Origin of the sequence: Klebsiella sp. CN_Kp104 (assembly GCF_040064515.1) — a bacterium.
In the GTDB taxonomy this organism is placed as follows: Bacteria; Pseudomonadota; Gammaproteobacteria; order Enterobacterales; family Enterobacteriaceae; genus Klebsiella; species Klebsiella aerogenes.
Window position 1 is genome coordinate 181,176 of sequence record NZ_JBEAII010000001.1, and the last position, 13,172, is coordinate 194,347.

The window sequence follows — 13,172 nt, forward strand, 5'->3', positions numbered from 1 at the left end:
CGGTAAATAAGCGCAAAATCAGCCTGTTCTGCTATTCCGTTGCTCTCAACGGCTCTACAGTAGGGACAGAACAGGCTCCCGCGTCGGGAGTGACGCACAATAAGGATCAACAATGAAGAAACTTGCCATCACCTGTGCATTATTGTCTGGCTTCGTGGTAAGCCAGGTTTGGGCAGACGCTGCCGGCGACTTAAAAAGCCGTCTGGATAAAGTCAGCAGCTTCCATGCCAGCTTCACTCAGAAAGTGACCGACGCAAGCGGTAATGCCGTGCAGGACGGGCAGGGCGATTTGTGGGTGAAACGCCCGAATCTGTTCAACTGGCATATGACCCAGCCGGATGAAAGTATTCTGGTATCGGATGGGAAAACGCTGTGGTTCTATAATCCGTTTGTGGAGCAGGCAACCGCGACCTGGCTGAAAAACGCGACCAGCAACACGCCGTTCATGCTGATCGCCCGCAACCAGTCAGCGGACTGGCAGCAATACAACATCAAACAAAACGGCGATGATTTTGTGCTGACGCCGAAAAGCGGTAACGGCAACCTCAAGCAGTTCACAATCAATGTGGGCCGTGACGGTACTATCCATCAGTTCAGCGCCGTTGAGCAAGACGACCAGCGCAGCAGCTATCAGCTGAAGTCGCAGCAGAATGGCGCCGTCGACGCATCTAAGTTCACTTTTACGCCGCCGCAAGGGGTGACGGTGGACGATCAACGTAAGTAGAGGCGAATGTGAGCAACTTTTCGCTCGATTTTTCCGATAATGCATTTCAACCTCTGGCCGCCCGTATGCGGCCAGAAAATTTAGCGCAGTACATTGGCCAGCAGCACCTGCTGGCGCCGGGTAAACCGCTGCCGCGGGCGATTGAGGCAGGGCATCTGCACTCGATGATCCTGTGGGGGCCGCCGGGCACGGGTAAAACTACCCTTGCGGAAGTGATCGCTCGCTACGCCAATGCTGATGTCGAGCGTATCTCGGCTGTTACATCTGGCGTCAAAGAGATCCGCGAAGCTATCGAACGTGCGCGGCAAAATCGCAACGCTGGTCGACGCACTATCCTGTTTGTTGATGAAGTGCATCGTTTCAATAAAAGCCAGCAGGACGCCTTTCTGCCGCACATCGAAGACGGCACCATTACTTTTATTGGCGCGACGACCGAAAACCCGTCATTCGAGCTTAATTCCGCTTTGCTCTCCCGCGCCCGGGTCTATTTACTCAAATCACTGACCACGGACGATATCGAGCAGGTGCTCAACCAGGCGATGAGCGATAAAGCGCGAGGCTACGGCGGGCAGGATATTATCCTGCCGGATGAAACCCGCAAAGCGATTGCCGAGCTGGTCAACGGCGACGCGCGCCGGGCGTTAAACACGCTGGAAATGATGGCCGATATGGCTGAAAACGACGATTCAGGCAAGCGAGTGCTGAAAGCGGAACTGCTTACCGAAATTGCCGGCGAGCGTAGCGCGCGTTTTGATAATAAAGGCGACCGTTTTTACGATCTTATATCCGCGTTACATAAGTCCGTGCGCGGTAGCGCGCCGGATGCGGCGCTGTACTGGTACGCACGGATTATTACCGCAGGCGGCGATCCGTTGTATGTTGCTCGCCGTTGTCTGGCTATCGCGTCTGAGGATGTAGGCAACGCCGATCCTCGCGCCATGCAGGTAGCCATTTCCGCGTGGGATTGTTTTACTCGCGTTGGGCCGGCGGAAGGTGAGCGGGCTATCGCTCAGGCGATTGTTTATCTGGCCTGTGCGCCGAAGAGCAACGCGGTCTACACCGCCTTTAAGGCCGCGCTGGCCGATGCCCGCGATCGCCCTGATTACGACGTGCCGGTACATTTACGCAATGCGCCGACCAAACTCATGAAAGAAATGGGCTATGGCCAGGAGTATCGCTACGCGCACGATGAACCTAACGCCTACGCCGCTGGCGAGCAGTATTTCCCGCAGGAAATGGCGCAAACGCGCTATTATCAGCCAACAAACAGGGGGCTCGAGGGCAAAATCGCTGAAAAGCTCGCCTGGCTTGCCGAACTGGATCAAAATAGCCAGATAAAACGCTACCGCTAATTGTGGCGTTGCGGTAAGGTTATTACCTCTATTTCCGTGGCCGTAGTTTGCGGCCATTTTTCCTATTTAAATTCGATAAGCACAGGATAAGCATGCTCGATCCCAATCTGCTGCGTACCGAGCCAGACGCAGTCGCAGAAAAACTGGCACGCCGGGGCTTTAAGCTGGATGTAGATAAACTGCGCGCTCTTGAAGAGCGTCGTAAAGTTCTGCAGGTTCAAACCGAAAACCTGCAGGCGGAGCGTAACTCCCGATCGAAATCCATTGGCCAGGCGAAAGCGCGCGGGGAAGATATCGAGCCATTACGCCTGGAAGTGAACAAGCTTGGCGAACAGCTGGATGCCGCGAAGTCCGAGCTGGAAACGCTGCTGGCGGAAATTCGCGATATCGCGCTGGCGATCCCGAATATTCCTCACGATGACGTGCCGGTGGGACGTGACGAAAACGACAACGTTGAAGTCAGCCGCTGGGGTACGCCGCGCCAGTTCGATTTCGAGGTGCGCGACCACGTGACGCTGGGTGAAATGCATGGGGGGCTGGATTTCGCCGCCGCCGTTAAGCTGACCGGTTCCCGTTTCGTGGTGATGAAAGGCCAGCTGGCTCGCCTTCACCGCGCGCTGGCGCAGTTTATGCTGGATCTGCACACCGAACAGCACGGCTATAGCGAGAACTATGTTCCTTATCTGGTGAACCAGGACACGCTGTACGGTACTGGCCAGTTGCCGAAATTCGCTGGCGACCTGTTCCATACTCGTCCGTTGGAAGAAGAAGCCGATAGCAGCAACTACGCGTTGATTCCGACTGCCGAAGTGCCGTTGACCAACCTGGTTCGCGACGAAATTATCGACGAAGACGATCTACCGATCAAAATGACCGCCCATACGCCGTGCTTCCGTTCTGAAGCGGGTTCCTATGGTCGTGATACTCGCGGTCTGATCCGTATGCACCAGTTCGACAAAGTTGAAATGGTGCAGATTGTACGTCCGGAAGACTCCATGGCGGCGCTGGAAGAGATGACCGGCCACGCTGAGAAGGTTCTGCAACTGCTGGGTCTGCCGTACCGTAAGGTGGCGCTGTGCACCGGCGATATGGGCTTCAGCGCCTGTAAAACCTATGACCTCGAAGTGTGGGTTCCGGCGCAGGATACCTATCGCGAAATTTCTTCCTGCTCCAACGTCTGGGATTTCCAGGCACGTCGTATGCAGGCGCGTTGCCGCAGCAAGTCCGACAAAAAGACTCGTCTCGTTCATACCCTGAATGGTTCTGGTCTGGCTGTTGGCCGTACGCTGGTTGCGGTGATGGAAAACTATCAGCAGGCCGATGGCCGTATCGAGATCCCGGAAGTTCTGCGCCCGTATATGCGTGGCCTCGAATATATCGGTTAATCTTTTCTGCTCTTTCCTTAAAAGCGCCTGCGGGCGCTTTTTTTATACCCTTATTGATACCGGGCAATAATCCATTCAGTGAATCCGGTGATACTCCCTTTGGATTAATACAGCATAAAAAGCCAATAAAATCCGATATATATAAAATTATATAACGATTGTCAGCTTATTGTGAGCAACCAAAGCGAGTATCTATGAAAATCAAAGCCCCCGATGCTTTACTGGCTGCCGAAGTTAGCCGACGTGGTTTAATGAAAACCACGGCGATAGGCGGCCTGGCGATGGCCAGCAACGCATTGACCTTGCCCTTCACGCGTATTGCGCACGCCGCTGATACGCTGGCGCCAGTGAGTGAGAAAGTGGTCTGGAGCGCCTGCACAGTAAACTGCGGCAGCCGCTGTCCGCTGCGCATGCACGTGGTTGATGGTGCGATTAAGTACGTAGAAACCGATAATACCGGCGATGATAACTACGACGGTCTGCATCAGGTTCGCGCCTGTCTGCGAGGCCGCTCTATGCGCCGCCGTGTCTATAACCCTGACCGGCTGAAATATCCGATGAAGCGCATCGGCAAACGCGGTGAGGGAAAATTCGAACAAATTAGCTGGGAAGAGGCGTTCGACACTATCGCCAGCAATATGCAGCGCCTGATTAAAGATTATGGCAACGAATCTATCTATCTGAACTACGGAACCGGTACGCTCGGCGGGACTCTGACTCGTTCCTGGCCGCCAGGAAAAACGCTGATTGCACGTCTGATGAACTGCTGCGGCGGCTATCTCAATCATTATGGCGACTATTCATCGGCGCAGATTGCGGCTGGTTTGAATTACACCTATGGCGGTTGGGCCGATGGCAATAGCCCGTCGGATATCGAAAACAGTCAGTTGGTGGTGCTGTTTGGCAATAACCCTGGCGAAACGCGCATGAGCGGCGGCGGGGTGACTTACTACCTTGAGCAGGCGCGGCAGAAATCCAATGCCCGCATGATCATTATCGATCCGCGTTATACCGACACCGGCGCCGGGCGTGAAGATGAATGGATCCCGATTCGACCGGGAACCGACGCGGCGCTCATTTCAGCGCTGGCTTGGGTGATGATTACTGAAAATCTGGTCGATCAGCCCTTCCTCGATAAATACTGCGTCGGCTACGACGAGAAAACCCTGCCTGCCGATGCGCCGGCTAATGGACATTATAAAGCTTACATCCTTGGTCAGGGTTCCGACGGTATCGCTAAAACGCCGGAGTGGGCATCCACCATTACCGGGATCCCGCGTGAGCGCATCGTGAAACTGGCTCGCGAGATAGCGACGGCGAAACCGGCGTATATCAGCCAGGGGTGGGGACCTCAGCGTCACGCCAACGGCGAAATCGCCACCCGCGCCATCTCCATGCTCGCCATTCTGACCGGCAACGTAGGGATTAACGGCGGCAATAGCGGCGCGCGTGAAGGTTCATATAGCCTACCTTTCGAACGTATGCCGACGCTGGAAAATCCGGTTGAGACCAGCATCTCTATGTTTATGTGGACCGATGCGATTGAACGTGGTCCGGAAATGACCGCGCTGCGTGATGGCGTACGCGGCAAAGATAAGCTCGACGTGCCGATCAAGATGATCTGGAACTACGCGGGTAACTGCCTTATCAACCAGCACTCCGAGATCAACCGCACCCACGAAATCCTGCAGGACGATAAGAAGTGCGAAATGATCGTGGTAATCGACTGCCACATGACGTCGTCTGCGAAATACGCCGATATTCTGCTGCCGGACTGTACCGCCTCTGAGCAGATGGACTTCGCGCTGGACGCCTCCTGCGGCAATATGTCCTACGTGATCTTTGCCGACCAGGCTATCAAACCGCGTTTCGAATGCAAAACCATCTATGAGATGACCACCGAGTTGGCGAAACGTATGGGGGTGGCGGAGAAGTTTACCGAAGGCCGCACTCAGGAAGGCTGGATGCGTTATTTGTATGAGCAGTCGCGTAAAGCGATTCCCGAACTTCCGGATTTCGATACTTTCCGCCAGCAGGGCATCTTCAAGCAGCGTGACCCGCAAGGTCATCATGTGGCGTATAAAGCCTTCCGTGAAGATCCGCAGGCCAACCCGCTGACCACGCCATCGGGCAAAATCGAGATCTATTCCCAGGAGCTCGCTAAAATCGCCGCGACCTGGGAGCTGCCGGAAGGCGATGTCATCGATCCGCTGCCGATCTACACTCCTGGGTTTGAAAATTACAACGATCCGTTGTCCGCCAAATATCCGTTACAGCTGACGGGATTCCACTACAAGTCTCGCGTCCACTCAACTTATGGCAACGTTGATGTCCTGCAGGCAGCCTGCCGTCAGGAAATGTGGATCAATCCGATCGATGCGAAGACGCGCGGCATCGTCAATGGCGATCGCATTCGTATTTTCAACGACCGCGGCGAAGTCCATATCGAAGCGAAAGTGACGCCACGTATGATGCCGGGCGTCGTCGCGCTGGGCGAGGGCGCCTGGTATAACCCGGACGCCTCACGCGTGGATCAGGCCGGCAGCATTAACGTGCTGACCACCCAACGTCCGTCGCCGTTGGCGAAAGGCAACCCATCGCATACCAACCTCGTCCAGGTTGAAAAGCTGTAAGGAGTAACCGATGACAACTCAGTATGGATTTTTTATCGATTCCGCCCGTTGCACCGGTTGCAAAACCTGCGAGCTGGCCTGTAAAGACTACAAGAACCTGACGCCGGACGTCAGCTTCCGTCGTATCTATGAATATGCAGGCGGCGACTGGCAGGAGGACAACGGCGTCTGGAATCAGAACGTTTTTGCCTACTACCTTTCCATCGCCTGTAACCACTGTGAAGACCCGGCGTGCACCAAGGTCTGTCCGAGCGGGGCGATGCACAAGCGCGAAGATGGTTTTGTGGTGGTCAATGAAGAGGTGTGCATTGGCTGTCGCTACTGCCATATGGCCTGCCCGTATGGCGCGCCGCAGTACAACGCCGCTAAAGGGCATATGACCAAATGCGACGGCTGTCACGAACGCGTCGCACAAGGCAAGAAACCGATTTGCGTCGAGTCCTGCCCGCTGCGGGCGCTGGACTTCGGGCCGATTGCCGAACTGCGTGAAAAGCACGGCCAACTGGCCGCCGTGGCGCCGCTGCCGTCGGCGCACTTCACCAGGCCGAGCATTGTGATAAAACCAAACGCCAACAGCCGTCCGTGCGGCGATACTACCGGCTATCTGGCCAATCCGAAGGAGGTCTAAAATGGGAAATGGATGGCATGAATGGCCGCTGATGATTTTCACGGTCTTCGGTCAATGCGTCGCCGGGGGCTTTATCGTTCTCGCGCTGGCGTTGATGAAGGGCGAACTTTCGCGCGAGCAGCAGCGGCGGGTGATAATGAGCATGTTTGGGCTATGGGTGTTAATGGGGATCGGTTTTATCGCCTCCACCATGCACCTTGGTTCGCCAATGCGCGCGTTTAATTCGCTGAACCGCGTTGGCGCATCCTCGTTAAGCAATGAAATAGCCAGCGGCGCGCTTTTCTTCGCCGTCGGCGGGATTGGCTGGCTGCTGGCGGTGGTAAATAAACTTCCGTCTGGGCTGCGTAATCTGTGGCTGGTCGTCACCATGATCCTCGGCGTCATCTTTGTCTGGATGATGATCCGCGTATATAACACTATCGATACCGTACCCACCTGGTACACCATCTGGACACCGCTCAACTTCTTCCTGACCCTGTTTATCGGCGGGCCGCTGTTGGGTTACCTGCTGCTGCGTGTCGCGGGTGTGGACGGTTGGGCGATGCGTTTATTGCCGGTGATCATGCTGGTGGCGTTGGTGATTAGCGTGACCGTCGCGCTGATTCAGGGCAGCGAGTTGGCGACGATCCATAGTTCAATCCAACAGGCCTCGGCGCTGGTGCCGAATTATGGTTCCTTAATGGCATGGCGGACGGTCGCGTTAGTGCTGGCGTTGGTCTGCTGGATTGTACCGCAGCTTAAAGGTTATCAACCCGCATTGCCGCTGCTGGGGTTGGCGTTTGTGCTGGTGCTGGTCGGCGAGATGATTGGCCGCGGCGTATTCTATGGTCTGCATATGACCGTCGGTATGGCTATCGCCAGTTAATAACGTGAAATCACGCCGGAAGCCTATTCCGGCGTGATTAAAAAATGCGGTTGATTCATGAAATTTTTCTACTGAAATTCCCACTATAGTTTTCCAATAAATTAATAAAAACAATGGAATAATATAAAGAATAATTCCGTTGCCGTTCCGCTGGATAAAAAACTTCTATCGTTGCCCTGAAAACCGCGTCAGGCCTGAATTCTGGCGGATTGACAATGTTTACAGCAGTGGCATGATGCGCACGAAATCTGAACTTCCTCACGGTTAATACCCATGACCATCTACACTCGCCCAGTGCAAATGCTGCTCTGTGGCCTGCTTCTGTTGACGCTGGCAATCGCGGTTTTAAATACGCTTGTCCCGCTGTGGCTCGCCCATGAAAATATGCCAACCTGGCAGGTTGGGATGGTCGGCTCTTCTTATTTCACCGGTAATCTGGTGGGAACACTATTTGCCGGCTGGGTCATTAAACGTCTGGGGTTTAACCGTAGCTATTATCTGGCGTCATTAATTTTTGCTGTCGGCTGCGTTGGTCTGGGTATCACACTCGGCTTCTGGACATGGCTGAGCTGGCGTTTTATCGCCGGCGTGGGCTGTGCAATGATTTGGGTGGTGGTCGAAAGCGCACTGGTGTGCAGCGGTACTTCCCGCAGCCGCGGTCGACTGCTGGCGGCGTACATGATGGTCTATTACATCGGTACTGTATTGGGCCAACTGATGGTCAGCAAATTACCGACCGATTTAATGAGCGTGCTGCCGTGGGTTACCGGCCTGGCGCTGGCGGCGATCCTGCCGCTGATGTTTACACGTATTATGAGCCAGGCCGACGAGCCGCATGAAACGGTACGTATCTGGCCGATGCTGAAACTGCGTCAGGCACGTCACGGTGTGAATGGCTGCATCATCTCCGGCATCGTGCTTGGTTCACTGTACGGCCTGATGCCGCTGTGGCTAAATCATCAGGGCGTCAGCGATTCGGGTATTGGTTTCTGGATGGCGGTGATGGTTAGCGCAGGCATTCTCGGGCAGTGGCCGGTCGGGCGTCTGGCTGACCGCTATGGCCGCCTGCTGGTGCTGCGCGTACAGGTCTTTGTGGTGATTCTGGGCTGTCTGGCGATGCTGAGCCAGGCGGCAATGGCGCCAGCGCTTTTTGTGCTCGGCGCATCCGGTTTTACTCTGTATCCGGTGGCGATGGCCTGGGCCTGCGAGAAGGTTGAACACCATCAACTGGTGGCGATGAACCAGGCGCTGCTGATGAGCTATACCATCGGCAGCCTGCTGGGGCCGACCCTGACGGCGATGTTGATGCAGAACTTCTCGGATAATCTGCTGTTTATCATGATCGCCAGCGTATCGTTTATCTATCTGCTGACCCTGCTGCGCAAAGCCGGACATCACCCGACGCCGGTGGCACACGCCTGATATCCTTTAAGCCTCAATGGGGTTACCCCATCGAGGCCTGCTATGGTGAGTATAACAATATCGCTACGGTATTGGGCGTAACTTAGCCGGAACGCGATATTGCTGACCATCATATTGCAGCGTCCAGGATGCTTGCGTCAGAGTGTCTTTCGATGTGCATTCGTCACTGTCGTTCAGCCAGGACGTTGAGGCGGTATTTTTTTCGCTGACTTTTATATCGCTAAAGCCGTGATGTTTTGCGGCGTCTATTGCCAGCGTGCGTTTAATATCATTAAACTCCCCGGCGCAGTTGCCATCCCACTCTCCACCGTTGTCTTGTAGCACAATGCCATCCAGTACCATGCGCAGCTGGCCACGATCGATGGTGTAAAGCCACAGCGCCTCTTCATACATGGGGTTGACGCGGGAGCTTCCCCTTTTCTGTATACGCACGCCAAATGCGGTCTGCCCTGGGGCTATCTTCCAGCGTGCGGTATCAATTGCAAGGTCGCTGATATAGAACGCGTCATCGTTCATGCGTTCGGGAAGATGTAAACGTTGCTTAACCGCGAGGGTCGCGGTATCAAGCACCAGCAGTTCCAAATCGGCAGTGTGGTCATAATCGTGTTGTTCCAGTTCCATGAGTGGAACGGCAGCCAGCGTAAGCTCTGGATGCGCCGGCCAGATACGACAAATGGCGCTAAAAGGCGATTCATTTTGTGTTTTGATCAGTTGCTTGCCCGGCGTGACGACCCCCTGAGCTGTCGATTGAGCATCGGGCCAGGCCTGCTTGATAATCGCATCAATATTGCAGCTGTCGGCCGCATAAGCGCCTTGGATCATGAATAATATCAGCCCTGAAATCAGTAATCGCATTGCTTCCTTTCCTCTTTTTTCCCTGTGATAAAAGCAAAACGGCTGCCTCACCAGGCAGCCGTTTGATTGAAATTTAGTACATCACTTTATGACCATATTGCTCCAGGATGCCTTTTACCCGCTCCATGGTCTCTTTCTTCGGTGGGTGTACGCCGTCAAGTTTGTACTCTTCGCCCATTGCCACCCATTTGTGTTTACCCAGCTCATGGTAGGGCAGGAGTTCGATTTTCTCGACGTTACCCATATCGCGGGTAAACTCACCCAGACGATGTGCGGAATCGTCATCATCAGACCAGCCGGGAACCACCACGTAGCGGATCCACACGTTAATCCCTTTCTTCGACAGATACTGTGCGAACTCCAGCGTTCGATGGTTAGAAACGCCGACCAGGTTCTGGTGGATTTCATCGTTCATCTGTTTAAGGTCAAGCATCACCAGATCGGTGACTTCCAGCAGCTCGTCAATCACCGGATCGTAGCGACGTACGAAGCCGTTGGTATCCAGGCAGGTGTGGATACCTTCTTTTTTACAGGCGCGGAACCAGTCGCGGACAAATTCAGCCTGCAGGATCGCCTCGCCGCCGGAGGCGGTGACGCCACCGCCGGAAGCATTCATAAAGTGGCGATAGGTCACCACTTCTTTCATCAATTCTTCAACGGTGATTTCTTTACCGCCATGGGTATCCCAGGTGTCGCGGTTATGGCAGTAAAGGCAGCGCATCAGGCAGCCCTGGAAGAAGGTAATAAAGCGGATGCCTGGGCCATCGACGGTGCCACAGGATTCAAAGGAGTGAATACGACCAATAGTTGACATTGCGGTGATATCTCCGGGTTCGGCCCTCCAGGGCCTGTGATGCACAGCTCAAACCGGCTGTGTTAAGTCTGTTTTGACAGGTACCCAAAGTATAGATAACTGGCAAAGCAGGCTGGGGCAGGGAATCACGTGTTAAAAAGGCCCCACTGATGTGGGGCCTTTATTGTACGCTTTTTCAGTCAGACAGGGAATTACATGGTCTGAGTGAAGGTACGGGTAATAACATCCTGCTGCTGTTCTTTAGTCAGGGAGTTAAAACGTACTGCGTAGCCAGATACACGGATGGTCAGCTGCGGATATTTTTCCGGGTTTTCCATCGCGTCGAGCAGCATTTCGCGGTTCATGACGTTCACGTTCAGGTGCTGACCACCTTCGATGGACGCTTCGTGGTGGAAGTAACCATCCATCAGGCCCGCCAGGTTGGTCTTACGAACTTCGTCATCTTTACCCAGCGCGTTCGGCACGATAGAGAAGGTGTAAGAGATACCATCTTTAGCGTAAGCAAACGGCAGTTTAGCAACGGAAGTCAGAGAGGCTACAGCGCCTTTCTGGTCACGGCCGTGCATCGGGTTAGCACCTGGTCCGAACGGCGCGCCAGCGCGACGACCATCTGGGGTGTTACCGGTTTTCTTACCATACACGACGTTAGAGGTGATGGTCAGAACGGACTGAGTCGGGATAGCGTTGCGGTAGGTATGCAGTTTCTGAATTTTCTTCATGAAACGTTCAACCAGGTCAACGGCCATGTCATCGACGCGAGCATCGTTGTTACCAAACTGCGGGTATTCGCCTTCGATTTCGAAGTCAACAGCCAGACCGTCTTCATCACGAATCGGTTTAACTTTCGCATATTTGATAGCAGACAGGGAGTCAGCAGCAACGGACAGACCTGCGATACCACACGCCATGGTGCGGATAACGTCACGGTCGTGCAGCGCCATCAGAGAGGCTTCGTAGCTGTACTTGTCGTGCATGTAATGAATGATGTTCAGCGCGGTGACGTACTGTTTAGCCAGCCAGTCCATGAAGTGATCCATGCGCTCCATAACTTCGTCGAAGTTCAGGACGTCGCCTTTGATCGGTTCAGATTTCGGACCAACCTGCATTTTCAGTTTTTCATCAACGCCGCCGTTGATAGCATACAGCATGGTTTTCGCGAGGTTAGCGCGAGCGCCGAAGAACTGCATTTGTTTACCAACAATCATCGGGCTTACGCAGCATGCGATAGCGTAATCGTCGTTGTTGAAGTCCGGGCGCATCAGGTCATCGTTCTCGTACTGCAGAGAAGAGGTATCGATGGATACTTTAGCGGCGAATTTCTTAAAGCTCAGCGGCAGTTTTTCAGACCACAGGATAGTGATGTTCGGCTCCGGAGACGGCCCCATGGTGTACAGGGTGTTCAGGAAGCGGAAGCTGTTTTTGGTTACCAGAGTACGGCCGTCAACGCCCATACCACCGATAGATTCCGTTGCCCAAATCGGGTCGCCGGAGAACAGTTCATCATATTCCGGGGTACGCAGGAAGCGAACCATACGCAGTTTCATGACCAGGTGGTCAACCATTTCCTGCGCGTCTTGCTCGGTGATTTTACCCGCCTGCAGGTCACGTTCGATGTAGATATCCAGGAAGCTGGAAGTACGACCGAAGGACATTGCCGCGCCGTTCTGAGATTTAACGGCGGCCAGGTAACCGAAGTAGGTCCACTGAATAGCTTCCTGAGCGGTAGTCGCCGGACCGGAGATGTCGTAGCCATATTTAGCCGCCATCTCTTTGATCTGACCCAGCGCGCGATGCTGTTCAGCAATTTCTTCACGCAGACGGATGGTTGCTTCCAGATCTTCGCCGCTTTCCAGTTTCGCCTGCAGCGAGTTGAACTGGGCGAATTTGTCTTTCATCAGGAAGTCGATACCGTACAGCGCAACGCGACGATAGTCACCGATGATACGACCACGGCCGTAAGCATCCGGCAGACCGGTCAGCACGCCGGATTTACGGCAGCGCAGGATGTCCGGGGTATAAACGTCGAAAACGCCCTGGTTGTGAGTTTTACGGTACTCGGTGAAGATTTTTTTCAGCATCGGGTCCAGTTCGCGATTGTACGCTTTGCAGGAACCTTCAACCATTTTGATACCGCCGAACGGGATAATCGCACGTTTCAGCGGAGCTTCGGTTTGCAGACCAACGATTTTCTCGAGCGCTTTCTCGATGTAGCCCGCGTCGTGAGAAGTGATGGTGGATGCGAGGGAAGTGTCGAAATCAACAGGCGCGTGAGTGCGGTTTTCCTGTTTAACGCCTTCCATTACGCTGTCCCACAGCTTGGTGGTCGCATCAGTTGCGCCAGCCAGGAAGGATTCGTCACCTTCATATGGGGTGTAGTTTTTCTGGATAAAGTCACGTACGTTGACTTCGTTCTGCCAGTCACCTTTCGCAAAACCTTCCCAGGCTGTGGCTAACTTTTCATTAAGCTCGGACATGTAACACCTACCTTCTTAAG

Annotated in this window: 10 protein-coding genes; 7 read left to right on the forward strand and 3 right to left on the reverse strand. The window is 54.2% G+C overall.

What is annotated here, in order from left to right; translation table 11 throughout:
• Window positions 1-112 precede the first annotated feature (112 nt).
• The 7 genes from lolA to ABLU80_RS00885 all read left to right on the forward strand — a co-directional run bounded on the left by lolA (window position 113) and on the right by ABLU80_RS00885 (window position 9,009).
• Complete coding sequence (gene lolA / locus ABLU80_RS00855) at window positions 113-724, forward strand: outer membrane lipoprotein chaperone LolA (RefSeq protein ID WP_015367486.1); 612 nt, start codon at window positions 113-115, stop codon at window positions 722-724.
• Window positions 725-732: 8 nt separating this feature from the next.
• Window positions 733-2,076: a replication-associated recombination protein RarA gene (gene rarA, locus ABLU80_RS00860; protein WP_015367485.1), complete on the forward strand. Its 1,344-nt coding sequence runs from the start codon at window positions 733-735 to the stop codon at window positions 2,074-2,076.
• Between the two features lie 92 nt (window positions 2,077-2,168).
• The gene (gene serS, locus ABLU80_RS00865; RefSeq protein WP_015704878.1) at window positions 2,169-3,461 is read left to right on the forward strand and encodes a serine--tRNA ligase; all 1,293 of its coding nucleotides are present in this window, start codon (window positions 2,169-2,171) and stop codon (window positions 3,459-3,461) included.
• A 194-nt stretch (window positions 3,462-3,655) separates the two neighbouring features.
• A complete protein-coding gene (dmsA, locus tag ABLU80_RS00870; protein ID WP_348849593.1) occupies window positions 3,656-6,094 on the forward strand; it encodes a dimethylsulfoxide reductase subunit A in 2,439 nt (812 codons plus the stop codon).
• Window positions 6,095-6,104: 10 nt separating this feature from the next.
• A complete protein-coding gene (locus tag ABLU80_RS00875; RefSeq protein ID WP_015367482.1) occupies window positions 6,105-6,722 on the forward strand; it encodes a DMSO/selenate family reductase complex B subunit in 618 nt (205 codons plus the stop codon).
• A gap of 1 nt (window position 6,723) precedes the next feature.
• Window positions 6,724-7,587: a dimethyl sulfoxide reductase anchor subunit family protein gene (locus ABLU80_RS00880; protein WP_015367481.1), complete on the forward strand. Its 864-nt coding sequence runs from the start codon at window positions 6,724-6,726 to the stop codon at window positions 7,585-7,587.
• A gap of 273 nt (window positions 7,588-7,860) precedes the next feature.
• Window positions 7,861-9,009, forward strand: a complete 1,149-nt coding sequence (locus ABLU80_RS00885) for an MFS transporter (RefSeq protein WP_015367480.1) — start codon at window positions 7,861-7,863, stop codon at window positions 9,007-9,009.
• Between the two features lie 63 nt (window positions 9,010-9,072).
• Here ABLU80_RS00885 and ABLU80_RS00890 read toward each other — a convergent pair whose 3' ends face one another.
• The 3 genes from ABLU80_RS00890 to pflB form a co-directional block, all read right to left on the reverse strand.
• Window positions 9,073-9,864, reverse strand: a complete 792-nt coding sequence (locus ABLU80_RS00890) for a hypothetical protein (RefSeq protein WP_348849594.1) — start codon at window positions 9,862-9,864, stop codon at window positions 9,073-9,075.
• Window positions 9,865-9,937: 73 nt separating this feature from the next.
• Window positions 9,938-10,678, reverse strand: a complete 741-nt coding sequence (pflA, locus tag ABLU80_RS00895) for a pyruvate formate lyase 1-activating protein (RefSeq protein ID WP_015367479.1) — start codon at window positions 10,676-10,678, stop codon at window positions 9,938-9,940.
• 191 nt (window positions 10,679-10,869) lie between these two features.
• Window positions 10,870-13,152: a formate C-acetyltransferase gene (pflB, locus tag ABLU80_RS00900; protein WP_015367478.1), complete on the reverse strand. Its 2,283-nt coding sequence runs from the start codon at window positions 13,150-13,152 to the stop codon at window positions 10,870-10,872.
• Between the last annotated feature and the right edge of the window lie 20 nt (window positions 13,153-13,172).

What these genes read in the sequence shown, in the direction of transcription:
- lolA (WP_015367486.1), top strand. Translation starts at nt 113, where the DNA reads ATGAAGAAACTTGCCATCACCTGTGCATTATTGTCTGGCTTCGTGGTA.
- serS (WP_015704878.1), top strand. Translation starts at nt 2,169, where the DNA reads ATGCTCGATCCCAATCTGCTGCGTACCGAGCCAGACGCAGTCGCAGAA.
- dmsA (WP_348849593.1), top strand. Translation starts at nt 3,656, where the DNA reads ATGAAAATCAAAGCCCCCGATGCTTTACTGGCTGCCGAAGTTAGCCGA.
- ABLU80_RS00875 (WP_015367482.1), top strand. Translation starts at nt 6,105, where the DNA reads ATGACAACTCAGTATGGATTTTTTATCGATTCCGCCCGTTGCACCGGT.
- ABLU80_RS00880 (WP_015367481.1), top strand. Translation starts at nt 6,724, where the DNA reads ATGGGAAATGGATGGCATGAATGGCCGCTGATGATTTTCACGGTCTTC.
- ABLU80_RS00885 (WP_015367480.1), top strand. Translation starts at nt 7,861, where the DNA reads ATGACCATCTACACTCGCCCAGTGCAAATGCTGCTCTGTGGCCTGCTT.
- ABLU80_RS00890 (WP_348849594.1), bottom strand. Translation starts at nt 9,864, where the DNA reads ATGCGATTACTGATTTCAGGGCTGATATTATTCATGATCCAAGGCGCT.
- pflA (WP_015367479.1), bottom strand. Translation starts at nt 10,678, where the DNA reads ATGTCAACTATTGGTCGTATTCACTCCTTTGAATCCTGTGGCACCGTC.
- pflB (WP_015367478.1), bottom strand. Translation starts at nt 13,152, where the DNA reads ATGTCCGAGCTTAATGAAAAGTTAGCCACAGCCTGGGAAGGTTTTGCG.